Raw genomic sequence first — 23491 nt, 5'->3', positions numbered from 1 at the left:
GTCACCCCTTCGCCCAGACGGTCAGCAGGGTGTGCGCGATCGCATAGGGCGGCGGCGGCAGGAACGGTCCCTCCTCGCCGCGCAGCACCGCGCGCACCATCTCGCGCGGCACCCACATCGCATCCTCCAGCTCGTTCACGTCGAGCGTGATCGCGTCGTCGACCGCCTCCGCGACGCACGCGATCATCAGCGACGAGGGGAAGGGCCAGGGCTGGCTCGCGACATAGCGGACGCGGCCGACACGCACGCCTGATTCCTCCGCAATCTCGCGCGCGACCGCCTCCTCGATCGATTCGCCCGGCTCGAGAAACCCCGCCAGCGCCGAATAGCGTCCCGGCGGCCAGCCCTTGCCGCGGCCGAGCAGCGCGCGCCCGTCATGCTCGGCGATCATGATGACGACCGGATCGACGCGCGGGAAATGCTCGGTCGCGCAATTGGGGCATTTGCGCGCCCAGCCCGCGCGGAACATGGCGGTCGTGGTCCCGCATTTCGCACAGAAGCGGTGCCGGACATGCCAGTCGAGCACGCTGCGCGCCGCGGCATAGGTCGCCGCCTCGCCCGGTGCGAGGCTGCCCAGCACCGCCATCAGCGCGGGCGAGCGCATCGCCGGGGCGTTGTCGACCCCCATGCCCGCCAGCAGCGCGGTGAAATGCGGCCGCCCGCTCTCGTCGAGCCCGAGCAGGATCGGTTCGGCATCGTCGGGCAGGTCCGCCATCGACGTCCATTCGAGCCGCCCCTCGCCCGTCACGGCGGGCAACAGACCGTCGAGCGCGAGCAGCCGCGCCCGCCAGTCGCCCTGCGCCGCCGCCAGTGCGTCTGCATCGTGGCGCAGAGCATCGGCACGATCGAGCGTCCCGCCGGTAAAACCCGGTGCGACATCGGGCATGAGATCCGCGGTCAAGCTCATCGGCGCACGCCCCCCGCGGATCCGCTTCGCGCGACATCGGCGACCAGCGCGCCGACCACCTCTTTCCGCAACGGCCATTTCTCACCGGGGAAATAATTGACCATCACCGTGCTCCGGACATGACGGACCGGGTCGACCCAGGCGAACGTCCCCGCCGCGCCGCCCCAGCCATAGGTGCCCTTCGATGCGCCGCCCGGCACGTCCGCGAGATACACCGACCCGCCCGCGCCGAACCCCATCGCATTACCTGCGGCCGCCGCACCGGTCCCGGTGCCGATCCCGCCGAACGACACCCCCTTGGGCATCAGGTTCGACATGCCGAGCGCGACCGTTTCGGGCTTCATCACCCGCACGCCGTCCAGCGTCCCGCCATCCTGCAGCATGTGCAGGAACCGGTCATAATCGCGCGCCGACATCACCAGCCCCGCGCCGCCATAGGGAAAGCTTGGCCGCTGCGCGAACACCGACGTCGCCGCCGGGTCGAGCGGGGTGCGGTTATCACCGACGAACGCATAGTTGGTCGCCAGCCGCTTTACCTGGTCCTGCGGCACCATGAAGAAGGTCGAATTCATCTTCAGCGGCGCGAACATCCGCGTCTGCAGGAACCGCTCGAACGACATCCCGCTCGCCACTTCGATCACTCGCCCCATCACGTCGAGCCCGATCGAATAGCTCCACTTGGTCCCCGGCTCCGCAACCAGCGGCAGCGTCGCTGCACGGTTGGCGAAGTCCTCGAGCGAGGTCGGGCGCACCTTGGCCATCTGCGTTTCCATCTGCGCATTGACCGACATCGGCAGCACGCCGCGCTGCTCATATTCTTTGAGCAGCGGGCCCTTCACATTGATGCTGTAGCCGAGCCCCGCAGTATGCGTCAGCAGCATGCGGATCGTGATCGGCGTCTTCGCCGGCCGCGTCGCCAGCGACGTATCGGGGCTGGTCGCGACCGTCATCGTCTTGAATGCGGGGATGTATTTGCTCAGCGGATCGTCGAGGTTCAGCCGACCGTCCTCGACCAGCATCATCGCCGCCATACCGGTGATCGGCTTGGTCATCGAATAGACCCGCCACAGCGAATCGGCGTCGGCGAACGGCCGCCCCGGCTCGTCGCCGATTTTTCCGCTCGCCAGGAACAGGGTCGGCCGGTCGCCCAGACCGAAGGCGCCGACGATACCGGGCATCTTGTTGTCGCGGACATAGCCATCGAACAGCCGTTCGAGGCTCGGCAAGGCGGCGCGTGCGGGATCGCCCGCGCGTTCGGTGACGGCGATAGGGCCGGGGGCGGCCTGTCGCTGCGCCTGCCCGATGGCTGCGGTCGCCGCCAGTGCGGCGATGACGCCAGTCGAAATCCAGTGTGCACGCGTCATGCAGGCCTCCCTATCGCGCCCGTATAGCCTGGGCGGCCTTGGCGAAAACGGTCGGCAGCCCGGCGGTATCCAGGGTCTCGACGGGCCACCATTCGCCGGGTTGATGCGCCTCCACCCGCGCCACCGCAAGACCGAGTTCGAGGTCGAAATGCGTAAAGCCATGCGTGACGCGGTCGTCGAGCATCTGCCAGTCGGCCTGTGCCGGTGCGGCCTCGAACCCCGGCGGCTGGTCGGTCCAGGGCCCGGTCGGCAGCGCGCGCATGCCGCCGAGCAGCCCGGTATCGGGGCGGCGCACCAGCAAGACCTGTCCGTCGCGCTCGAGCCAGAAGATCGTCCCGTGACGCTGCGGCTTGGCGGCCTTCTTCGCCTTGACCGGCAGCCGTTCGGGCTCGCCTTGCGCAAAGCCGTCGCAGTCGGGGCGGAGCGGGCACAGCAGGCATTTGGGGTTTCGCGTCGTGCAGATCGAGGATCCCAGATCCATCATCGCCTGCGCGAAATCGCCCGCTCGCATGTCGGGCGTGATCGTGTCCGCGGCCGCCCGGATCGCCGGGCGCGCGGCGGGGAGCGGCGTCGTGATCGCGAACAGCCGCGCGACGACGCGCTCGACATTGGCATCGACCACCACCGCGCGCTCGCCGAACGCGATCGCCGCCACCGCCGCCGCGGTATAGGCGCCGAGCCCGGGGAGCGTCCGCAGCTCGGCCTCGGTCCGCGGAAACACGCCATCATGCTCCGCGACGACCGCCTTCGCCGCCTTCACCAGATTGCGCGCGCGGGCATAATAGCCGAGCCCCGCCCAGGCGGCCATCACATCGGCATCGTCCGCCGCTGCGAGGCTCGCGAAATCGGGCCAGCGCGCGGTCCAGGCGAGGAAGCGCGGGGTGACCGCGGCGACAGTGGTCTGCTGCAGCATCACCTCCGACAGCCAGACGCGATAGGGATCGACCGTCTCGCCCGGCCGGGCGCGCCACGGCAGCACGCGACGATGCGCGTCATACCAGTCGAGCAGGGCGACGGGGACCGAAGAGCGCTTGGCGTTCACGCGCCGCCTATGGCATGGGTGGCGCGATGAGCAACCCGCCCGGTATCACCACCGAACAAAAGTCCGCGACCGCGGCCAGCGCGACGGACGTTCCGCCCGCGCGCAAGACCGCCGTCCGCAAAGCTGCTGCCCGTAAGCCCAAAGTCGACGCCGATGCGCCGCGCGCCAACCGGTCGCGCGCTGTCGCCGAGTTGCTCCCCGCGATCGGCGGCGCGGCGTTCCGGCGCTTCGGCTTCATCCAGTCGTCGGTCGTCAGCCGCTGGCCCGAGATCGTCGGCGAGCGCTTTTCCGGCGTCAGCACGCCCGAATCGATCCGCTTCCCGATGGGACAGAAACAGGATGGCGTCCTGACGCTGACCGTGCGCGGCGCGCATGCGCCGATGATGCAGCACGTCATTCCCGAGATCACCGAGCGCGTGAACCGCTTCTTCGGCTATGCCGCCGTCGCGCGCATCACCATCCGCCAGGGCGAGGTTGCGAAGCCGCGCGTCAAGGCGGCGCCACCCCCGCTCCGCACCGTTCCCGCCGATCTCGGTCTCAGCCTGAAGGGCATCGCCGATCCCGAACTGCGTGCGGTTCTCGAATCCCTCGCCGCCGGCGTCGCTTCGACGAGCGGCCTTCCCAGGATCAGCTGAATGCGTCTGTTCTTTGCGTTGTTCGGTCTCGCGCTGCTCACCGCGGCCGCGCCCGCCCCGAAGCCCGTGCCCGTCACCCTGACGGCGAGCGGCACCTATGTGCTCGGCAGCCCCGCAGCCCGGGTCAAGCTCGTCGAATATGCCAGCTACACCTGTTCGCACTGTGCCGATTTCTCGACCCAGTCGCAGGCGGTGCTGAAGGGCAAGATGATCGCGTCGGGATCGACCAGCCTCGAATTCCGCCACATGATCCGCGACCGGCTCGATCTCGCCGCGGCGGTGCTCGCGCGCTGCACCGGACCGCGCGGCTTCTTCCCGACGTCGGCGGCGATCTTCGCGGCGCAGCCCGCCTGGCTCGAAAAGGGGATCGAGTTCCAGCAGGTCAACGCGGCGCGCATCAACCTCTACCCGCGGCCGGCGCAGCTCAAGGCCTATGCCGATGGCGCGGGGCTGACCGATCTGGTCAAGGCGCGCGGGCTGTCCGCTGCCGCGATCGACGCGTGCTTCGCGGACACGGCGGAGATCGACCGGATCCTCGCCATCACCGCGGCGGCACCGCCCGAGGTCGATTCGACGCCGTCCTTCTTCATCAACGGCAAGGTCATGCCGCATGGCGGCTGGGCCCAGCTCGAACCCGCGCTGCGCGCTGCCGGCGCCCGCTAATTTCGTTGGAGTATCCCGCATGAAGTTCGTCACTGCCATCGCCGTCCTGCCGCTCGCGCTCGCTGCCTGTTCGGGGGGCGATTCGTCGAACACCACCCAGGCCGCAGCACCCGTCGCCGCGGCGGCCGCACCCGCCGGCCAGAACTGGACTGAGACCGTCGTCAAAACCGACGAGGGCTATCTGATGGGCAACCCCAATGCCCCGATCAAGCTGGTCGAATATGGCGCGCGCTCGTGCCCGACCTGCGGCGCGTTCGGCCGCGAGGCGTTCAAGCCGCTGACCGACAATTACGTCTCGACCGGCAAGGTCAGCTTCGAATTCCGCGACTTCCTCGTCCACGGCGCGCCCGACGTAGCGCTGACGCTGCTCGGCCAGTGCGGCGGGACCGCGCCGTTCTTCCCGATCCTCGAGCAGATGTACCAGAACCAGAACGCGTTCCTCGACAAGCTCCAGACGATGCCCCCGGCGATGCAGCAGAGTCTCGCCAATCTCGCCCCGACCGCGGTCGCGACCAAGCTCGCCGAGCACATGGGCGCGATCGACTTCGTCAAGCAGCGCGGCATCCCCGAGGCCAAGGCGCGCGCCTGCCTCGCCGATCAGAAGCAGCTCGAGATCATGGCCAAGCCGACCGAAAACGCGATGCAGTCGGGCACCGTCACCGGCACGCCGACCTTCCTGCTCAACGGCAAGAAGATGGAAAACGTGCTGTCGTGGAGCGAGATGGAAAAGGCGCTGAAGGCCGCCGGCGCGTAAGCCGCATCCCGTCCGGCGGGCATTGGTCAGCCCGGAGTGTGTCCCTGCGAAGGCGGGGACCCAGTCCGGGCTGCCGCCTTCGCGGGAGACCAGAGGCGCGCTACGCTCGCCAATCGTGAAGGGAGAGCGCGCGCCATGCAGATCAAACGCCTCCGCATCACCGGGTTCAAGAGCTTCGTCGAACCTGCCGACCTGGTGATCGAACCCGGGCTGACCGGCGTGGTCGGCCCCAATGGCTGCGGCAAGTCGAACCTGCTCGAGGCGCTGCGCTGGACGATGGGCGAGGTCAGCGCCAAGTCGCTGCGCGGCGCGGGCATGGACGACGTGATCTTCGCGGGGACCGCGACCCGCCCCGCGCGTGATTTCGCCGAGGTCTCGATCCTCGCCGAGATCGCCGGCCCCGACGGCGCCGACGAACGCGAGATCGTCCGCCGGATCGAACGCGGCGCAGGGTCCGCCTACCGGATCGACGGCCGCGACGTCCGCGCGAAGGACGTCGGGCTGCTCTTCGCCGACGCCGCGACCGGCGCGCACAGCCCCGCGCTGGTCAGCCAGGGCCGGATCGGCGCGGTCATCGCCGCCAAGCCCGCCGACCGCCGCGCAATGCTCGAGGATGCCGCCGGGATCGCCGGGCTCCACGTCCGCCGCAAGGATGCCGAGGCGAGGCTGCGCGCGACCGAGGCCAATCTGGCCCGGCTCGACGCCGTCATCGCCGATCAGGACGCGCGCGCCGCCGCGCTCAGACGCCAGGCGCGCGCCGCCGAACGCTATCGCCTGCTGTCGAACCAGATCCGCGTCGCGGAGGCACGGACGATTTTCGCGCGCTGGCGCGACGCCGCTGCCGCCGCCGAGGCCGCGACCGCCGATGCCGCGCAGGCCGAGGCGCGGGTGGCCGCTGCCGCCGCCGCCGAGTCCCTTACCGCGAAAGCGCAGGACGACGCCGCCGCCGCGGTCGCCACCGCCCGCGCCGCCGCGCTCGCCGCGCGCGACCATGCCGCAGAAACCGGCCACACGCTGTCCGGCCTGCGGACCGAACGCACCGCGCTCGACCGCCGCCTCGCCGATCTCGCCGACTCGCGCCGCCGTATCGCCGAGGACCGGCTGCGCGAGGGTAGCCTCGCCAGCGACGCTGCCGACGCGCTGACCCGGCTGACGACGGAGGTCACCGCGCTTGAGGCAGCGATCGCCACCGCCACCGCCGCGCTTCCCGCGCTCGACGCAGCGCAGGCCGAGGCCGAACGCGCCGCGCGCGACGTCGAGGTCGCACTGGCGCAGGCGATGACCCGCCATGCGAGCGACGTCGCCGAGGCGCGCGTCGCCGCCGCCGCGCTCGCCGCCGCGCGCGCCCGCGCCGAACGCGCTGCACGCGACGCGGCGCAGGTCGAAGCAGCCCACCGCGCGCTCGGCGACCCCGCCCCGCTCGAGGCCGATCGCGCCACAGCCGCCGAGGCGCGTCTCGCCGCGCTGGAGGAGGCCGCCGCCGCCCGCCACGCGCTCGCGCAGGCCGATAGCGACGAACGCGCCGCGAGTGGCCTGCGCGATGCCGCCGAGACCGCGCGCGCCACCGCCCGCGCCGAGCTCTCCGCGCTCGACAGCGAGGCCGCCGCGCTCACCCGCGCGACCCAGCGCGGTGGCCGCGACCGGCTGCTCGACCATGTCACCGCCACGCCGGGGCTGGAGCGCGCGCTAGCCGCCGCGCTCGGCGACGATCTGGATACCGACCCCGCCGCCTGGGCCGGCGCGGCGCCCGCGCCCGGTGATCCCGCGCCCCCGCCCGGCACCACCGCGCTTGGCGCCGACGTCGACGCGCCCGCGTCCCTCGCGCGCCGGCTCGCGCAGGTCTTCGTCACCGACCGTGACGACGGCCAGCCGCTCGCGGTCGGCCAGCGCCTCGTCACCCGCGACGGCGTGTTGCGCCGCTGGGACGGCTTCGTCGCACAGGGCAGCGGCGCCGCGGCTGCCGAACGGCTCGAACGTCGCAATCGCCTGCACGCGCTGGAGGCCGCGCGCCCCGCCGCCGCCGCCACGCTCGCCGTGCATGACGCGGCGCGCACCGCGATCGACCAACGGATCGCCGCGCACCGCCAAGCCGCCCAGGACGCCCGCGCCCACCTGTCCGCCGCCGAGACCCGCATCCGTGACTCGCAACGCAACGAGGATCGCGCCGCCGCCGCGCTTGAACGCCGCGCCGGGCAGCGTGCCGATCTCGACCAGCGCGCCCACCGCGTCCATGCCGAACAGGCCGACGCCGCCGCGGACCTCGCCGCCGCCGATGCCGCGGCCGCGGCATTGCCCGACGGCCGCGCGAGCGCCGACGCGGTCGCGACGCTCCACCGCGACGCCGAGGTCCGCCGCGGCGCGGTCGCACAGGCGCGCAGCGACCGCGCCGCGCAGGACCGGCTGCGCGCCGAAACACGCGAACGTCTCGCCGCCGCACAGGCCGATATCCGTAGCTGGCGTGCGCGCGCAGGCGAAGCGGCAACCCGCATCACCGCCTTGGACCGCCGCGCCCGCGACGTCGCCGCCGATGCAGAGGCACTCGCGGACCGTCCCGCCACCCTCGATGCCGCGATCGCCACGCTCGATAGCGAGCACACGACCGCCCGCGCCGACGCCGACACGCTCCAGACCGCCGAACGCGCCGCCGAAGCCGCGCTCCGCACCGCCGACGACGCGCATCGCCGCGCGGCCGAAGCACTCGCCGAGGCACGCGAACACCGCGCCGGCGCGCTCGTGCGCGTCGATACGCAGGACCAGCACCGCCGCGAGCTCGGGCGGCTGTCGGGCGAGCGCTTCGCCTGCCCCGCCCCCGTCCTGCCCGAACGCCTCGACTTCGCGGCCGCCGATGTCCGCACCCCCGCGGACGAGGCTCGCGCGCAGGACCGCCTGACCGCCGAGCGCGAGCGGATCGGCGCGGTCAACCTCGTTGCCGACCAAGAACTCGCCGCACTTGAGAGCGAGGCGGTCGGCAATGCGGCCGACCGCGACGAGCTGGGTCAGGCGGTCCACCGGCTGCGCGGCTCGATCGGCACGCTCAACCGCGAGGGCCGGCAGCGGTTGCTCACAGCGTTCGAGACGGTGAACGGCCATTTCCAGCGGCTGTTCGCGACGCTGTTCAACGGCGGCAGCGCGCATCTCGAACTCGTCGATTCGGACGATCCGCTCGAGGCGGGGCTCGAGATCCTCGCCCAGCCCCCCGGCAAGCGGCTCCAGTCGCTGACGCTGTTGTCGGGCGGCGAGCAGGCGCTGACCGCGGTCGCACTCATCTTCGCGCTGTTCCTGACCAATCCCGCGCCGATCTGCGTGCTCGACGAGGTCGACGCGCCGCTCGACGACGCCAATATCGACCGGTTCTGTGACCTGCTCGACCGGATGGCGCGCGACACCGCCACGCGCTACCTCGTCGTCACGCACAATGCGGTCACGATGAGCCGCATGCACCGGCTGTTCGGCGTGACGATGATCGAACCCGGGGTCAGCCGCCTCGTCTCGGTCGATCTTCAGGCCGCCACCATCCTCGTCGCGGCATAAAGGCGTCACCCGCTGCGAAACGCGAGCAATCGCGCTATAATGGTCGGATGTTCCTCGACGACTCGACGATCTGGCCGCGCAAGGACGATCTCCCGCCGCGCAAGCCCGCCTTCCGCCATGAGAAGGCGCTCAGCCGCATGCTCCTCGTCTATGCGCTCGCGCTGATGCTCCTCCCGATCAGCCTTGGCAGCTTCGTCGACATCATCCGCTACGTCGCTGGCCTGTTTGGATAATCCCCCGGACAGTTGATCCGCATCAATCGACAGGCCCATGCGCGGAACGTAAGATGAACGCATGGCCCAGCTCGACACCCGTGAGAAACTCGAGATCCTGGCCGATGCCGCGAAGTATGACGCATCCTGCGCGTCGTCGGGCACTGCCAAGCGCAATTCGAAGGACGGCAAGGGGCTCGGCTCGACCGAGGGCATGGGCATCTGCCATGCCTATGCGCCCGATGGCCGCTGCATCTCGCTGCTCAAGATCCTGCTGACCAACAGCTGCATCTTCGACTGCCACTACTGCATCAACCGCAAGAGCTCGAACGTCCGCCGCGCGCGCTTCACGGCGAAGGAGGTCGTCGACCTGACGATCGCCTTCTACAAGCGCAACTATATCGAGGGGCTGTTCCTCTCCTCGGGGATCATCGCCTCGTCCAACTACACGATGGAGCAGATGGTCGAGGTCGCGCGCAGCTTGCGCGAGGATCATCATTTCCGCGGCTATATCCACCTCAAGACGATCCCCGACGCGGATCCCGAACTCGTCCACCAGGCCGGGCTCTACGCCGATCGCCTGTCGATCAACGTCGAGCTGCCGACCGCAGGCGGGCTCAAGCGGCTCGCCCCCGAAAAGGACGGCGTCCGGATCGAGACCGCAATGCGCGAGGTCAAGGCCTCGATCGTCGACGGCAAGGACGCCAAGGCCAAGTACAAGTCCGCGCCGCGTTTCGCCCCCGCGGGCCAGTCGACACAGATGATCGTCGGCGCCGATGCCGCGACCGATGGCGACATCGTCCGCAAGGCCTCGACGCTGTACGACCGGTTCGGTCTTCGCCGCGTCTATTATTCGGCGTTCAGCCCGATCCCCGACGCCAGTGCGGTGCTGCCGCTGCAACGCCCGCCGCTGATGCGCGAGCACCGGCTCTATCAGTCCGACTGGCTGATGCGCTTCTACGAATTCCAGCCGCACGAGGTCGTCGCCGCGGCGGATGACGCGACCGGCATGCTCCCGCTCGACATCGATCCGAAACTCGCCTGGGCGCTGAAGTTCCGCGGCAGCTTCCCGGTCGACGTCAACCGTGCGCCGCGCGAGATGCTGCTCCGCGTCCCCGGGCTCGGCGTGAAGGCGGTCAACGGCATCCTGACCAGCCGCCGCTGGCGCCGCCTCCACCTCGCCGATATCGCGCGGCTGACCGTGTCGGTCGCCAAGATCCGCCCGTTCATCATCGCCGAGGACTGGCGCCCGGTCGCACTGTCCGACCGCGCCGAACTCCGCCCGATCGTGGCGCCGAAGCCGCGCCAGATGGAAATGTTCGCCTGATCCTCTGGTCGGGGCGTGCGCTGTCGCGGCTGGTGGATCGGGGGCGATGCGCTAAGGTCAGCAATGGCCTTTGGCGTTTTCATTCACCGTTCGGACTCGATCTACGACGACAGCCCGGCCGAACGATACCAGTTTCCCGCCCAGTATCTGAGCCGTGCGCAGCCCAGTATCGGCGACTGGATCCTCTATTACGAACCCCGCAAGGTCGCCGCCACGCGCGGCTATTTCGCGGTCGCCAAGGTCGAGCGGATCATCCCCGATCCGTCGGCACCGGCGATGTATCTCGCGCTGATCGAGCCCGGCTCCTATCTCGATTTTGCCACCTCCGTGCCCTTTGCCGGCGTTGACGGTCCAGTCGAACGCGGCGTTCTCAACGATCAGGGGCGGATATCCGGCCGTGCCCAGTCGGCGGTGCGCCCGATCTCCGCTGCCGACTTCAACCGCATCGTCACGCTCGGCCTCGACGACGATGCCCCGCTGCTGCCGCGCACCGGCGATGCCGTGGCCGACACGGTGGACGTTGGCCATTGGCATGAGGAGCGCAGCCCGTTCCTGATCGAGGGCGATCGTCCGCGCATCGCCAGCCTCACCTCCCGGATCGTCCGCGACCGGATTTTCCGCCGCACCGTCCTGCGCGCCTATGACGAACGCTGCGCGATCACCGGGCTGAAGCTGATCAACGGCGGCGGCCGCGCCGAGGTCGAGGCGGCGCATATCCGCCCGGTCGAGGCTAACGGCCCCGATATCGTCAGCAACGGGCTCGCGCTGTCGGGCACCGCGCACTGGATGTTCGACCGCGGGCTGTTGTCGCTCGCCGATGATCTCGCCATCCTCGTATCGCGCCAGGCCAATGATCCCGACACGATCCGCGGGGTCGTCAACGCGAGCGGCTATGCCACCGCGCCGGCCCGCGCCGGCGATCGGCCGCACCCCCATGTCCTGCAATGGCACCGCGCGCACTGCTTCAAGCAGTAGCGTCGGCATCGTGGCGGCAAGCCCATTCTCACCAGCCGCCAAAAATCATGCGGGATCGCGCGCGGCGATGCGTATGTCTGGATGCAGAGGGAGCGGACGATGCAGGATCCTGTCGATGAAGGACTGACCCGGCTGGCGGCGATGCCGGTGCCGCGTGCGCTCGATGGTGTCGAGGCGTCGGTGTTCGAGAGCATCGCCGAGAATGCGCGCAGTCGGCACACCAGCCTCCTGGTCGGGCGGTGGTCGGTCGGTACCGCGCTGGTGCTGGGACTGATCGGCGGGGCGGCACCGATCGGCCATGGTGCGCCGGCGCAGGCGTCGATCCCGATCGGAATCGACGGCGCGCTTGCCCCCTCGACCTTGCTGCTCGGGCAGTGACGTCCGTGGTCCGGCGTGCGGCACCGACGATCGTCCTTGCCTTCCTCGCGGCGATCGCCGGTGTGTTTATCGGCGGCTGGATCCGGGCGCCGGGCGCAGCGCACGGCACCGAACTTCACACGCTGCTCCACCGCGACCTCGTGCTCGACGCCCCGCAGGAGGCGGCGCTCGACCGGCTCGAGGCCGAGTTCGCGGTCCGCCGCGCGGCCCTGGAAGCGGAGCTGCGCGCCGACAATGTCCGTCTCGCCGCCGCGATCGAGCGCGAACATGCCAATGGCCCCGCGGTCGCCGCCGCGGTCGACCGGTCGCACCGGACGATGGGCGCGCTGCAAAAGGCGACGCTCGCACACGTCTTTGCGATGCGCGGCGTGATGCGCGCCGACCAGACCGCGGCGTTCGACCGGGTCGTCGTGCAGGCGCTGACCCCCGCGCATTGATCCCGCCCCGCCCCGACAGGACCGCGCGCCGCACGAGCATCGATCTCGATGCCTATGACGACGCCGCGCTGGTCACCGCGCATCTCGCCGGACCGGCGGCGGACCGGCAGGCGGCGTTTGCGGCGCTGATGCGGCGGCACAAACAGCCGCTCTACCGCCTGATCCTCGCGCAGATCGGCGATCCCGACGAGGCGCTCGATTTGTTGCAGGACAGCTTCGTTGCGGCGCACGCCGCGCTGTCCCGCTATGACCGCGACCGGTCGCTGCGCGCGTGGCTCGCGCGGATCGCGATCAACAAATGCCGCGACTGGCACCGTCGCCGCCGGGTCCGCCATATGCTCGCCCGCGTGTTGCCGATCGAGGCGGGCGAGCGGGTCGCGGACGGGGCGGCGGATACGGAGACGAACGCGATCGGTCGCGACGACCTCGCCCGCACGATGGCCGATATCGCGCGGCTCCCCGCCCCGCTGCGCGAGCCGCTGCTGCTGTGCACGATCCACGAGCTCAGCCAGGCAGAGGCCGCGCAGGCGCTGGGGATCAGCGCAAAGGCGGTCGAGACCCGGATCCGTCGCGCCCGCGCAGCACTCGCCGCCGCCACCTGATTTGTCTAACGTCATGAGGGGCGAGCCGATCGGCGGCGTATGACCTGACAGACGTGGCCGCTCCCGGCCCGAGGATCCGCATGACCCGACCGACCCGCCGCCAATTCCTCCGCGACGCCACGCTTGGCGGCGGCGCGCTCGCGCTGCCCGGGTTCCCCGCCTGGGCCCAGCCCGTGTCCGCGGGGATCGCGACCCCGCTGCCGGTGCTGTCCGGCACCGATATCGCGCTGACCGTGGCGCATCTGACGCGCACGATCGACGGCACGCGCAGCCACGCGATCGGCATCAACGGCACCAGCCCCGCGCCGCTGATCCGGCTGAAACAGGGACAGCAAGTCCGGCTATCCGTGACCAACAGCCTCGACGAGGAGACGTCGATCCACTGGCACGGGCTGCTCGTACCGTTCCAGATGGACGGCGTGCCCGGGATCAGCTTTCCCGGCATCCCGGCGCGATCGACCTTCACCTACGACTTCCCCGTCGTGCAGGCGGGGACCTATTGGTATCACAGCCATTCGGGCCTGCAGGAGCAGATGGGGCATTACGGCCCGATCGTGATCGACCCCGCCGGCGCCGATCCGATCGTGTCCGACCGCGAACATGTGATCGTCCTGTCGGATCACAGCCCGCTTCACCCGCACGCCATCTTCCGCCGGCTGAAGCTCCAGGGCGGCTATTTCAACTATCAGAAGCAGACGCTCGGCGGCCTGCTCGCGGGCCGGGATCAGCCGGCGGGCGAACGGCGGATGTGGGGCGGGATGCGGATGGACCCGACCGACGTCTCCGACGTGACGGGCGCGACCTACACCTATCTCGTCAACGGGCATGGCCCCGCGGACAACTGGACCGCGCTGTTCACGCCCGGCGAGCGCGTCCGCCTGCGCATCATCAACGCCTCGGCGATGACCAATTTCAACGTCCGTATTCCCGGGCTGAAGATGACCGTCGTGCAGGCCGATGGCCAGAACGTGCGTCCGGTCGCGGTCGACGAGTTCCAGATCGCGGTCGCCGAGACCTATGACGTGATCGTCGAACCCGCCGCGCCCGTCGCCCACACGCTGGTCGCCGAAGCCTGGGACCGGTCGGGCATGGCGCGTGCCACGCTGACGCCGCGCATCGGGATGGTCGCTGCGGTTCCTGCGCTGCGCAGACGCCCGCTCGCGACCATGAAGGACATGGGCATGGGCGACATGGCCGCGATGGATCATGGCGCGATGGGCGGCATGGCGGGGATGAACCACGGCGCGATGCCGGGCATGGACAAGCCCGCGCCGACTCCCGCCGGCGAAGAGCCGATGCCGGCCATGAGCCACAGCATGCGCGACTTTGCCAACGCGCCGGGCCTGCCGAGGACGCCGACCGTACAGACCGTCGCGCCGATGCCGATGGATCGCACCGGCGAGCCGCCGCAGGGCCTTAGCGACACCGGCCACACGGTGCTGGTATACCGCGATCTCGTCGCGCTCGAGCGCAATCCCGACCTGCGCGCGCCGTCGCGGCAGCTGCAGATCCACCTGACCGGCAACATGGAACGCTATATGTGGGCGTTCGACGGCGTAAAGCTGAACGAGGTAAAGGGGCCGATCCCGTTCCGCCAGGGCGAACGCGTCCGCGTGACTTTGGTGAACGACACGATGATGGCGCACCCGATCCATCTGCACGGCCATTTCTTCGAGCTGGTGACCGGCCACGGCGATCATGCGCCGCGCAAGCACACGATCAACGTCGCCCCCGGTGGCACCGCGACCTTCGACCTCACCGCCGATGCGGTCGGCGACTGGGCGTTCCATTGCCACATGCTCTACCACATGCACGCGGGCATGATGCAGGTCGTCACCGTCCGCCCCGACAGCGAAGCGGGAGTAGCATCATGAAAACGCTCGCTCTCTTCCTCGCGACCGTCACGGCCACGCCCGCCGCGGCGCAGATGCACGAGATGCACGGAATGAAGATGCCCGGCATGGCGATGCCCGCCAAACCCGCGCCCAAAAAGCCCGCACCAAAAAGGCCGGCACCCAAACAGACCGCCCCGGCAAAACCCGCGGCACGCAAGGCGACGCCGGCGCGGGCGCGCGCTGCGAAGCCCGCCGCATCGGCAATGCCGGCGATGGACATGTCCCCGACCGCCGCCTGTTCGGTCGAGCATGCCGCAATGGGCCACTGCCAACCCGCCGCCACTGGCGCGGCCCCGCCACCCCCAGCCAATCCGACCGCCGCCGACCCGTGCCCGCCCGAACACGCCGCGATGGGCCATTGCACCCCGGCCGCGTCAGACGAGTCCGCCGCGCCGACGGGCACGGACCAGCCCGCCGGCACCGCACCGCCCCCCGCGCCGCCGACCACGCTGGCGGCGGCGCGCTTCTACGATTCCGCGACGATGACGAAAGCCAATCGGATGATGCGCGACGAGCATGGCGGCATGCGCTTCAGCCAGATCCTCTTCAACCTCGCCGAGCTGCAAGTGCGCAACGGTCGCGACGGCTATCGCTGGGACGGCGCAGGCTGGTTTGGCGGCGACATCCACCGCCTTGTCGTCAAGACCGAAGGCGAAGGCGGTTTCGGCGACCGGGTCGAGGCCGCCGAAATGCAGGCGCTCTATTCGCGCGCGCTCGACCCCTATTGGAACCTGCAGGCCGGCGTCCGCCAGGATCTCGGCGCAGGCGACAAGCGGACCTATGCCGCGCTCGGGGTCGAGGGTCTGGCGCCCTATTGGTTCGACGTCGAGGGCACGCTGTTCCTTTCCGACAAGGGCGACGTGCTGGCGCGTGCGGAGGCCTGGTACGACCAGCGCATCACCCAGCGCGCGATCCTCCAGCCGCGTGTCGAGCTGAACCTCGCCGCGCAGGACATGCCCGGCAGTCGGATCGGCGCGGGGCTATCCACCGCCGAACTGGGCGTCCGGTTGCGTTACGAGATCCGCCGCGAATTCGCGCCCTATGTCGGGCTGTCCTGGGAACGGCGCTACGGCGCCACCGCGCGTTATGCGCGCAGCGACGGCGATAGGACCGGCGGGGTCTCGCTCGCGCTCGGTGTGCGCGCCTGGTTCTGACGCGCCGCCTGCCACTGCCGATAGCCCAGCAGCGCGAGCAGGATCATCGCCGCATAGAGCCCCGCGGTCAGCATCAGGCCCTTCACGACGAACATCCCGACATAGACGATGTCGACGACGATCCACAGCAGCCAGCTCGCACTGTGCCGCCGCGCGGTCCAATATTGCGCGACCAGGCTGAAGCTGCTCAGCGTCGCATCGATCCAGGGCAGCGCCGCGTCGGTATAGCGGCTCATGACGAATCCGATCGCCATCGCGGCACCCGCACCGGCGCCGAGCCCCGCCAGCGCGGGGATCGGCCGTAGCGGCACGACGGCGACGTCGCCCGCATCCTGCCGCCCGCGCGTCCAGTTGCGCCAGCCATAGACCAGCGCACCCGCGAACACCGCCTGCAGCATCATGTCCGCATAGAGCCGCACGTCGAGGAACAGCTTGAAGTACAGCGCACAGGCCAGCAAATTGACCGGCCAGCACCACAGCCGCCGCACCGCGGTCAGCCAGATGCCGAGGAAACTGACCGCGACCGCGGCGATCTCGAGCATCGTCACGCGCCGTGCTCCGCATCGGCGATCCGGCGCAGGAACGCCTGCCCCGGTTCGGACAGGAACCACGCCGCATGGCCGATCAGATAGCCATCCCAGGCCAGCGCCGCCGCGCTCATGTCGCCGAGCATCCCTGCGAAATACGCGACCTCCGACAGGGCAAATTCGAGGTGTACCAGGGGCAGCAGCCGGACGAGCGTCGCGCGGTCCTCCGCACCAAACGCGGTCGTCGCCGCATAGCCAGCCAGCAGCACACACGCCGCCTCGGGCTGGCCGATCGCGGCGTCCGCGCCCTGCCCGAGCGCCAGCCACGCCACGCCGCTGCGTTCGATCGCGATCGCCACGTCGTGCAGCGCGCAGGTCCGGTCCGCCAGCCCGAAATCGATGACGGTCCGCACCTCCTCCGCCTCCCAGAGCAGGTTGGAGGGATGCCAGTCATTATGCGTCCACAAGGGCGGCTGCGCGGCGAGCCGCGGCTGCAACCCGTCGCCGAGCGACGTGAACAGCGACGCGAGCTCACGCCGCCACGACCGCGGGGCGAGGAACGCGGCGAGCGCCGGCCGCGCCGCGACATAGCGTTCCGTCGCCGCGATCGGGTCGGGATCGGGCAGGATGGTGAAGCTGGCGACCAGCGGTTGTGGCGGTCGCGCCGGCGCATCGAACCCCTGCGACGCGCGGTGCAGGCGGGCCAGCGCAACGCCCGCCGCCCGCGCCTGCGCCAGCGACAGGAACGGCGTCCAGGAGGGCCGGTCGCGATACAGGTCGACGCCGGCGGCCTTGCGATGCAATTCATAGGTCCAGTCGCCGCGGGCCAGCGCGCCGTTGTCGCTGGGGGCGAGCGTCATGACCTCGGGCACCGTGATGCGCGTCCGCAGATGCGCGATGAACCGGTGTTCCGCGCCGAGCTGATCGGGCGTCCGCATCCGGCGATGATGGCGCTTGAGCAGGAACATCCCCTGCCCGGTCTCGATCAGCGCCGCCGCAGAGAAGGGCCGCGGCGAATGCCAGTGCACGCGCGCGAGTCGACCGGCGGCCGGGAACTGCGCGACCACCGTCGCGGCTTCCTCGGCGGTGATCGCCGGCCAGCTCGGGGCGGCCATGTCGGTGCCCATCCCGTGGACCAGATGCGCCGCCGGCGAGCCCGCACCGATCATCGCGCGCGCTCCGGTCACAGGCCGCGCGAGATGGTCGCCATGACGGCCGCACCACTCCCGACATAATAGGTCGGTGCAGATCCCGCGATCAGCGTCCCCCCGCGCCCGATCACGTCGCGCGCATTGGTCGAGACCGACTGCACCCCCGCCAGCACGCGCGGATCGGTCACGTTGATCGCGTTCAGCCGCAGGTCGGTCCGCGTGCCGTCGAGCATCGACGCCAGATGCACGCCGACCGACAGGTCGAGCGTCGCATAGCCCTTGATGCTCTCGTCGTTGACGAAGGTCGCATATTGCCGGCCGACATATTTCACCGCGACACTGCCGAACAGCCGTCCGTCGTCATAGGTCCCGCCGCCACCGACCTGGACGGTCGGGCTCGAGACCGCATGCCGGCCGCGGGTCGGCAGAAAGTCGTCGCCGACCGGCAGGTCGTCGCTGATCCGTGCGCGCAGATATTCGCCCGAGACATAGACGCTGACACCGCGCGTCGGGCGATAGTCGATCTCGGCATCGATCCCGTAGGAGCTCTGCCCCCCGGCATTCAGCGTCGAATTGACCAGCGCGCCGCCGCTGGTGATGACCGTCGCCAGCTGGCGGTTTCGGAAATCATAATGGAACCCCGTCACCGATGCGGACAGCGCTGTACCGATATAGCGATAGCCCAGCTCCTGCGAGACCGCATATTCGTTCTTCAGCGCGGTCGTCCCCGCGCTGACCAGCGCACCGCCCGCATAGCTGTCGTAGAGCGTGAACTCGTTCGGCGTGCGGAAGTTCGTCGTGATGTTGGCGAACAGCTGCTGCCGGTCGTCGATCTCGTAATGCACCGCCGCCCGCGGCAGCGCGGCGAAGCTGTCGAGGCGGACGCGGTCCTGCGGCCCGGGCAGGTAGTTGCGCCCGCTGCGCAGCACGTTGACGCCCTTGAACCCGATATCGACCGCAAGACGCGGGGTCAGCGTGACATGGTCGGCCAGGAACGCCGCCTTGGTCACCGTCACGGTCCGCTGGTTCTCATAGGCGAGCAGCCGGCCGTCGGCGGTCCGGATCGCCTTTGCGCGATAGCCCCAGCGATCGGCCGGTGCGCCGTCGGCACCGACCGCGGTGTAGGACTGGACGACGCGGTCGGTGCCGTGATCGAACCACAGCCCCGCGGTCAGCCGGTGGATGCCGCGCTCGATCGTCAGCGTGTTGACCGTCCCAGCACGGCGCTGGTCGCCGGTATAATTGCCCAGCACCGTCGCGACCCCGTCGACCGCACCCGGCAGCGCGATCGGATCGGCGAGCGGCTCGATGCCGAGGAAATTGCCGGTCGTGCCGAGCTGCGTCCCATAGGGCGAATTGCCGTAACCGAACTGCAGATAGCTGGTGCTGTCGAGCGTCACCCCCGTGCCCAGCGCCAGATGCACCGGCGCCGATGCATAGAGGTTGCGGAACGGCGCGCGATAGAGCCGCCAGTAATTGGTGTTGCCCGCGCTGTACCGCGCATCGAAGTTGAAATCGCGCCCCTGCGCGCGCCATTCGGCGAGCGTCGGGCTGCGATAGGTCGACGAGTTCGCGTCGTTGAACGACAGCGCCAGGCTCGCGCGGTTGCCGTTGCCCCATTCGCCGAGCAGCTTGGCATCGACATGCTGGCGCGTGTCATGGCCGGCACCGCGCCAGTTGTTCGCGCGCGTGTTCGAATAGGAGACGAAGGCCCGCAGCCCCGTCTGGCCGATCCGTCCGGTATCGAGCCGGACGAAGCCGCGCCGCGCCGCATAGGATCCGATCGACAGGTCGACGAGCCCGCGCGGCGCCGCACTCGGATCGTCGAGCCAGAGCGACAGCGACCCGCCCGCACCGCCCAGCGTCGGCGACGCGATATCGACCGCGCCCTGCGCCAGCGCGATCCGCTGCAGATTCTCGGTATCGGCGAACTGCGAGGGATAGGCGTAATAATAGCCAATGTCGTTCTGCGGCGCGCCTTCCATGGTCACACCGATCTCGTCCTGCCCCAGCCCGCGCAACGTCAGGCTCGAACTGGTCGACAGACCGTAGGGATCACTCGACGCGACGGTCGCGCCGGGCAGGAGGTTGACCAGCTGGAACGCGTTGAGCGTCGGCGCCTGCTTGGTGATGAACGCAGCGGCGATCGCGCTTTCGGATTTGGGCACCGTCTGGTCGGGGAGCAGCCCCTCGGGATCGAGAAGACCGACGACGCGGATATCGACCGGGTCGGCGCCGTCCCGCGCATCCGCCCGCGTCTGCGCGCCGGCGGGGGCGAAGGCCACCACAGCAGCAAGTGCCGCTGCCAGCGCGGCGCATGCAATACGGGGCGGCCGGCCGGCCATCAGGTCAAATCGAAGGGTCATCACGGTCTTGCGTCCACTCCACACGGAGGGACGACGGACGTGCCGCCAGCCCTCCCTACGCCGGTATCAACCGGATCAGGTTCAGCGGGTCATGGGCTGCAGCCCACCTCTCAGCCGCGCGTCAGCGGCCCCCCGGGGAGCGCGCCGTCTAGGCGGTTCGGTCCTCCGGCGATAGCGTTATTGCCCGTTTGCCCGTCCGCAGCGTCTTCCCGGCACACACGCGGCAGAATTATATGACAATCCACGCCACCCAGACGCTTGCAGTGGGTGACAGCCGGACCGGTTTGCGCCACACAGGCTTTATGGAGCGTGTGCTGACCGACGTCGTTGCCCTGGAGAATCGGGATCTGGGACGGAACCTTACGCATGGCATGCTCGACCTGCTCGGCAAGGCCATCGTGACCGGCCAATATACGGATCGGCCCTTCCCCACCGAGGCGGAGATCGCGGTGGCGCATGGCGTCAGCCGATCGGTGACCCGCGAGGCGGTCAAGATGCTGACCGCCAAGGGACTGGTCAGCGCGCGCCCGCGACAGGGCACGATCGTCCAGCCAGCGAGCAGCTGGAACCTGTTCGACACCGATGTGCTGCGCTGGCTGCTGGACCGCAAATTTTCGGTCGAGCTGCTCCAGCAGTTCAACCAGCTGCGGATCGGGATCGAACCCGAAGCGGCGGCGCTCGCGGCGCTGTACCATACCGAACAGGACATGGTCGCGATCGAGGCGGGGCTGGCGCGGATGGCCGCTGCTGAGCGCAGCTATGACGATCCGCTCGACGCGGACATCGCGTTCCACGTCGCCGTCCTGCGCGCGTCGCGCAACCCCTTCTACGCACAGTTCCAGTCGGTGGTCGAAACCGCGCTTCGCACCTCGATCCGCTTCACCAACCGGATCAAGGGGCGCAGCGCGAACATCGCCGACCATGCCGCGGTCGCCGTCGCGATCGCCGCGCGCGATGCCGATGGTGCGCGCGACGCGATGCGACGCCTGATCGGCGACGTTCTCAGCCTGATCGCCGAGGCCTGACACCCGAATCGTCGCGACCCGGTGTACGATCAAGGGACAGCACCGTGCGACGCCGTCACTCGACCTGATCGCGCTTTTCACTTATCGAGACGCGATGCCCTTGGGCCCGGTGCCGCGAGTCGAGATTTGACAAGCGCCGGAATAGCTCGAAGGACAAATGCGACCGCGCATCATGCGGGTAGCAATTGAAAACATGACGGGAAACAATGCGAAGGGCTCGAGACGAGCGAACTGCACGGATCGGCAAGGTCGCGCTCGCGGCGGCGATGACTGGCGGTTTGGTGAGCGGTGCGCAGGCACAGACGGTCAACGTCAACACACCCGTCAGCGTGCCCGTCGCGGGCAATGTCGACCGGTTTCGTGTCGTGCCGGTGATCACCAGTGTCTATGACAGCAACGTGCTGCGTCTCAACGACGCGCGCGGGAGCGGGCCACGCGACAATATCCGCGTTTCGCCGGCGCTGGCGGTCGATCTGAACCGCATCTTCGGACGCACCCGCGTCACCGCCGGCGGCACGGTCGGCTATGATTTCAACACCCGGTTCAGCGGCCTCGATCGCGAGCGGATCAACCTGACCTCGAGCGTGACGACCCCGGTCGGCGCGCCCTGCAGCGTGACCGGCAGCGCGGCGCTCGAACGCGCGCAGTTCGATCTCGGCGACACCAACACCGTGGTGACCGAGAGCTTCCTGCGCCAGGTCTATGACGTCGGCGCGAGCTGCCGCGCCGCGGCGGGCTTCTTTCCCGCGGTCGGTGTCAACCGCGTGTCGCTCACCAACAGCAGCCGCAAGGTTCTGGACACGAACCAGTCCGCGCTGCGCGCGGGGATCGGCTATGGGCGGCCCAGCCTCGGTACGCTGCAGCTCATTGGCTCGGTTGCGAAGATCGCGCGCCCGGGTATCGAGGATCTGACCGGAATCGACGATTCGACGATGATCACCGACGTCCAGCTGGTCTTCGAACGTTCGGTCGCGCCGCGCGTCAGCTTCCGGCTTGGCGGCGGCATCACGCATGCCGACCCCAAGCGCGCGGCCGTGCCGTCCTTCAGCGGCCCGTCGTTCGACGCGCAGGTGACGATACGCCCGGTGCCCCGGTTCACGATCGTCGGCTCCGGCCGCCGTGCGGTGCAGAATCAGAGCTCGTTTGGCGCGACCTATATCATCGCCGACAGCTACAACCTCAACGTGTCCTATCTGCTCTCGGCGCGTAGCACCGCCACGCTGTTCGCCCAGCGCGCGCGACGCGACCCGCGCGGCGAGGATCTGGCGCTTACGCTTCAACCACCACGCGGCAAGGATAGGCTGAACGTCGTCGGCGGAAGCTATGCATTCGATTTTCACCGGTCGCTGCGGCTCAGCCTGAACGTCGCTCACCAGCGCCGCACGGCGGACAATGCGATTTACGACTATACGGCCACATCCGCATCGGCGGGTGTCACGGCCCGTTTCTAAGGGGATGATGATGAAGATCCGCATGGCGCATTCGCTTGTTCTGCCGTTGCTCATGGCCGCTGCGGCCGCCGGGGCGCAGGTACCAACCGCGCGCCCGACACCCGCGCCGGCGGGTGCCGTACCCAACGACGGCTATCGCCTGGCCCCCGATGACGAGGTCGAGGTGACGATTTTCGGCCAGGGCCCGGGCCAGGTGGTCAAGACGCGCGTCAAGAGCGACGGCACGATCACCCTGCCGTTCCTCGGCGCGGTCCAGGTGCGCAACCAGACCGCGCGCGAGCTGGCCGCGGATATCGCCGCCCGGCTGCGGAGCGGCGGCTATTTCGTCAAGCCCGTCGTCAATGTTGAGGTCACGCAGTTCGTCAGCAGTTCGGTGACCGTGTTCGGCGAGGTCGGAACCCCCGGCATCTATCCGCTCGATCTGCAGCTGACCGTCGGCATGACGCTCGCCCGCGCGGGCGGCACGCGTGGGACCAGCGCGGACTTTGCGATCCTGAAGCGCGTCGGCGATCCGGTCGAACACCGTATCCTCCTGTCGGACCTCAGCGGCGAATGGAGCGCGGCGACGCTGCTCGAGGCGAAGGACACGCTCTTCGTTCCGGTCGCGCCCGTCATCTATGTCTATGGCCAGGTGAATTCGCCCGGATCCTTCCCGTTGAAGACCGGGATGACGGTTCGCCAGGCGCTGGCCCGCGCGGGTGGTCCGACGCTCGCCGGATCGACGCGGAACGTCACGATCTTCCGCGACGGCGAGAAGCTGAAGAAGGTCGATCTCGACGGCGAACTCAAGGCCGAGGACTCGGTCTTCATCAACGAAAAATGGCTCTGAATCAGTGATCGGATTCCGGCGGCCGGGATGTCTCGTTTCATGCGATGCCCTGCGCATTCGTCGTCGCCAGGTCTGTTTCGCAACAGCCTGACGTCTGCGGCCACGGCCTGAGAAGAGGGCGCTCCGGCAACGGGGCGCCCTTTTTCATGCCCTAGTGCCCCGCCATGTCCCGTGCCGCCAGCGCCGGCGCACCCCGCTACCCGGGCCAGCCGTCGCGATTCCCCCGGCGTTGGTCGTGTGATGCTTGCACGGGTCACCGGCTTGGG

At 69.5% G+C, this 23491-nt stretch carries 21 protein-coding genes and 1 riboswitch; of the genes, 15 read left to right on the top strand and 6 right to left on the bottom strand.

Features of this window, described 5'->3' with window-relative positions; all coding sequences use genetic code 11:
- Position 1 precedes the first annotated feature (1 nt).
- The 3 genes from nudC to J3A66_RS13605 are packed head-to-tail and all read right to left on the bottom strand — an operon-like array spanning position 2 to position 3280.
- The gene (nudC, locus tag J3A66_RS13615; protein ID WP_245336823.1) at positions 2-907 is read right to left on the bottom strand and encodes an NAD(+) diphosphatase; all 906 of its coding nucleotides are present in this window, start codon (positions 905-907) and stop codon (positions 2-4) included.
- Complete coding sequence (locus tag J3A66_RS13610) at positions 904-2271, bottom strand: serine hydrolase domain-containing protein (protein ID WP_209569445.1); 1368 nt, start codon at positions 2269-2271, stop codon at positions 904-906. The genes nudC and J3A66_RS13610 overlap by 4 nt, the downstream gene beginning before the upstream one ends.
- Before the next feature lie 10 nt (positions 2272-2281).
- On the bottom strand, positions 2282-3280 hold the full coding sequence (locus tag J3A66_RS13605) for an A/G-specific adenine glycosylase (RefSeq protein ID WP_084215155.1): 999 nt from the start codon (positions 3278-3280) through the stop codon (positions 2282-2284).
- 59 nt (positions 3281-3339) lie between these two features.
- Between J3A66_RS13605 and J3A66_RS13600 the strand changes: the two genes are divergently transcribed.
- The 12 genes from J3A66_RS13600 to J3A66_RS13545 all read left to right on the top strand — a co-directional run bounded on the left by J3A66_RS13600 (position 3340) and on the right by J3A66_RS13545 (position 15876).
- Complete coding sequence (locus tag J3A66_RS13600; RefSeq protein WP_192069611.1) at positions 3340-3948, top strand: DciA family protein; 609 nt, start codon at positions 3340-3342, stop codon at positions 3946-3948.
- Positions 3949-4611 carry a thioredoxin domain-containing protein gene (locus tag J3A66_RS13595; RefSeq protein WP_209569443.1) on the top strand — a complete coding sequence of 221 codons (663 nt, stop codon included), beginning with the start codon at positions 3949-3951 and terminating at the stop codon, positions 4609-4611.
- 19 nt (positions 4612-4630) lie between these two features.
- A complete protein-coding gene (locus J3A66_RS13590; RefSeq protein ID WP_166746289.1) occupies positions 4631-5365 on the top strand; it encodes a thioredoxin domain-containing protein in 735 nt (244 codons plus the stop codon).
- 135 nt (positions 5366-5500) lie between these two features.
- Positions 5501-8896 (top strand): AAA family ATPase, encoded by a 3396-nt coding sequence (locus tag J3A66_RS13585; protein ID WP_209569441.1) that lies wholly within the window; start codon positions 5501-5503, stop codon positions 8894-8896.
- A 47-nt stretch (positions 8897-8943) separates the two neighbouring features.
- Complete coding sequence (locus J3A66_RS13580) at positions 8944-9129, top strand: hypothetical protein (RefSeq protein WP_031394247.1); 186 nt, start codon at positions 8944-8946, stop codon at positions 9127-9129.
- A gap of 61 nt (positions 9130-9190) precedes the next feature.
- On the top strand, positions 9191-10435 hold the full coding sequence (locus J3A66_RS13575) for a putative DNA modification/repair radical SAM protein (protein ID WP_056673981.1): 1245 nt from the start codon (positions 9191-9193) through the stop codon (positions 10433-10435).
- A 63-nt stretch (positions 10436-10498) separates the two neighbouring features.
- Complete coding sequence (locus J3A66_RS13570; protein WP_209569439.1) at positions 10499-11410, top strand: HNH endonuclease; 912 nt, start codon at positions 10499-10501, stop codon at positions 11408-11410.
- Positions 11411-11509: 99 nt separating this feature from the next.
- Positions 11510-11788: a hypothetical protein gene (locus J3A66_RS13565; RefSeq protein ID WP_056673976.1), complete on the top strand. Its 279-nt coding sequence runs from the start codon at positions 11510-11512 to the stop codon at positions 11786-11788.
- Positions 11785-12225 (top strand): periplasmic heavy metal sensor, encoded by a 441-nt coding sequence (locus tag J3A66_RS13560; RefSeq protein WP_348634051.1) that lies wholly within the window; start codon positions 11785-11787, stop codon positions 12223-12225. The genes J3A66_RS13565 and J3A66_RS13560 overlap by 4 nt, the downstream gene beginning before the upstream one ends.
- A 68-nt stretch (positions 12226-12293) precedes the next feature.
- The gene (locus J3A66_RS13555) at positions 12294-12827 is read left to right on the top strand and encodes an RNA polymerase sigma factor (protein WP_245337074.1); all 534 of its coding nucleotides are present in this window, start codon (positions 12294-12296) and stop codon (positions 12825-12827) included.
- A gap of 80 nt (positions 12828-12907) precedes the next feature.
- Entirely contained in the window at positions 12908-14701 is a 1794-nt protein-coding gene (locus J3A66_RS13550; protein WP_209569437.1) for a copper resistance system multicopper oxidase, read from the top strand.
- Positions 14698-15876: a copper resistance protein B gene (locus J3A66_RS13545; RefSeq protein WP_245336822.1), complete on the top strand. Its 1179-nt coding sequence runs from the start codon at positions 14698-14700 to the stop codon at positions 15874-15876. Before J3A66_RS13550 ends, J3A66_RS13545 begins: the two co-directional genes overlap by 4 nt.
- On the opposite strand, the gene pnuC is transcribed toward J3A66_RS13545, so the two are convergent.
- Genes pnuC through J3A66_RS13530 form a run of 3 tightly spaced genes read right to left on the bottom strand, consistent with a single transcriptional unit; the run spans position 15807 to position 19920 of the window.
- Complete coding sequence (pnuC, locus tag J3A66_RS13540) at positions 15807-16424, bottom strand: nicotinamide riboside transporter PnuC (protein ID WP_209569435.1); 618 nt, start codon at positions 16422-16424, stop codon at positions 15807-15809. The genes J3A66_RS13545 and pnuC overlap by 70 nt on opposite strands.
- A complete protein-coding gene (locus J3A66_RS13535) occupies positions 16421-17530 on the bottom strand; it encodes a phosphotransferase (protein ID WP_209570511.1) in 1110 nt (369 codons plus the stop codon). The genes pnuC and J3A66_RS13535 overlap by 4 nt, the downstream gene beginning before the upstream one ends.
- Positions 17531-17586: 56 nt before the next feature.
- A complete protein-coding gene (locus J3A66_RS13530) occupies positions 17587-19920 on the bottom strand; it encodes a TonB-dependent receptor (protein ID WP_245336821.1) in 2334 nt (777 codons plus the stop codon).
- Between the two features lie 49 nt (positions 19921-19969).
- A riboswitch (TPP riboswitch) is annotated at positions 19970-20058 on the bottom strand.
- A 164-nt stretch (positions 20059-20222) separates the two neighbouring features.
- Here J3A66_RS13530 and J3A66_RS13525 point away from each other — a divergent pair.
- The 3 genes from J3A66_RS13525 (at position 20223) to J3A66_RS13515 (ending at position 23225) form a co-directional block, all read left to right on the top strand.
- Positions 20223-20945 carry an FCD domain-containing protein gene (locus J3A66_RS13525; RefSeq protein WP_051916620.1) on the top strand — a complete coding sequence of 241 codons (723 nt, stop codon included), beginning with the start codon at positions 20223-20225 and terminating at the stop codon, positions 20943-20945.
- A 206-nt stretch (positions 20946-21151) separates the two neighbouring features.
- Positions 21152-22396, top strand: a complete 1245-nt coding sequence (locus tag J3A66_RS13520; RefSeq protein WP_081874419.1) for an outer membrane beta-barrel protein — start codon at positions 21152-21154, stop codon at positions 22394-22396.
- Positions 22397-22406: 10 nt separating this feature from the next.
- Complete coding sequence (locus J3A66_RS13515; RefSeq protein ID WP_160172665.1) at positions 22407-23225, top strand: polysaccharide biosynthesis/export family protein; 819 nt, start codon at positions 22407-22409, stop codon at positions 23223-23225.
- Positions 23226-23491 lie beyond the last annotated feature (266 nt).

It is taken from the genome of Sphingomonas sp. PvP018, from assembly GCF_017876865.1.
Taxonomy (GTDB): Bacteria; Pseudomonadota; Alphaproteobacteria; order Sphingomonadales; family Sphingomonadaceae; genus Sphingomonas; species Sphingomonas aerolata.
This window is presented reverse-complemented; position numbering and strand designations above follow the sequence as displayed.

Coding starts and splice junctions, on each gene's coding strand:
- nudC (WP_245336823.1), bottom strand. CDS start 907: ATGAGCTTGACCGCGGATCTCATGCCCGATGTCGCACCGGGTTTTACC.
- J3A66_RS13610 (WP_209569445.1), bottom strand. CDS start 2,271: ATGACGCGTGCACACTGGATTTCGACTGGCGTCATCGCCGCACTGGCG.
- J3A66_RS13600 (WP_192069611.1), top strand. CDS start 3,340: ATGAGCAACCCGCCCGGTATCACCACCGAACAAAAGTCCGCGACCGCG.
- J3A66_RS13595 (WP_209569443.1), top strand. CDS start 3,949: ATGCGTCTGTTCTTTGCGTTGTTCGGTCTCGCGCTGCTCACCGCGGCC.
- J3A66_RS13590 (WP_166746289.1), top strand. CDS start 4,631: ATGAAGTTCGTCACTGCCATCGCCGTCCTGCCGCTCGCGCTCGCTGCC.
- J3A66_RS13585 (WP_209569441.1), top strand. CDS start 5,501: ATGCAGATCAAACGCCTCCGCATCACCGGGTTCAAGAGCTTCGTCGAA.
- J3A66_RS13580 (WP_031394247.1), top strand. CDS start 8,944: ATGTTCCTCGACGACTCGACGATCTGGCCGCGCAAGGACGATCTCCCG.
- J3A66_RS13575 (WP_056673981.1), top strand. CDS start 9,191: ATGGCCCAGCTCGACACCCGTGAGAAACTCGAGATCCTGGCCGATGCC.
- J3A66_RS13570 (WP_209569439.1), top strand. CDS start 10,499: ATGGCCTTTGGCGTTTTCATTCACCGTTCGGACTCGATCTACGACGAC.
- J3A66_RS13565 (WP_056673976.1), top strand. CDS start 11,510: ATGCAGGATCCTGTCGATGAAGGACTGACCCGGCTGGCGGCGATGCCG.
- J3A66_RS13550 (WP_209569437.1), top strand. CDS start 12,908: ATGACCCGACCGACCCGCCGCCAATTCCTCCGCGACGCCACGCTTGGC.
- J3A66_RS13545 (WP_245336822.1), top strand. CDS start 14,698: ATGAAAACGCTCGCTCTCTTCCTCGCGACCGTCACGGCCACGCCCGCC.
- J3A66_RS13535 (WP_209570511.1), bottom strand. CDS start 17,530: ATGGGCACCGACATGGCCGCCCCGAGCTGGCCGGCGATCACCGCCGAG.
- J3A66_RS13530 (WP_245336821.1), bottom strand. CDS start 19,920: ATGACCCTTCGATTTGACCTGATGGCCGGCCGGCCGCCCCGTATTGCA.
- J3A66_RS13525 (WP_051916620.1), top strand. CDS start 20,223: ATGGAGCGTGTGCTGACCGACGTCGTTGCCCTGGAGAATCGGGATCTG.
- J3A66_RS13520 (WP_081874419.1), top strand. CDS start 21,152: ATGCGAAGGGCTCGAGACGAGCGAACTGCACGGATCGGCAAGGTCGCG.
- J3A66_RS13515 (WP_160172665.1), top strand. CDS start 22,407: ATGAAGATCCGCATGGCGCATTCGCTTGTTCTGCCGTTGCTCATGGCC.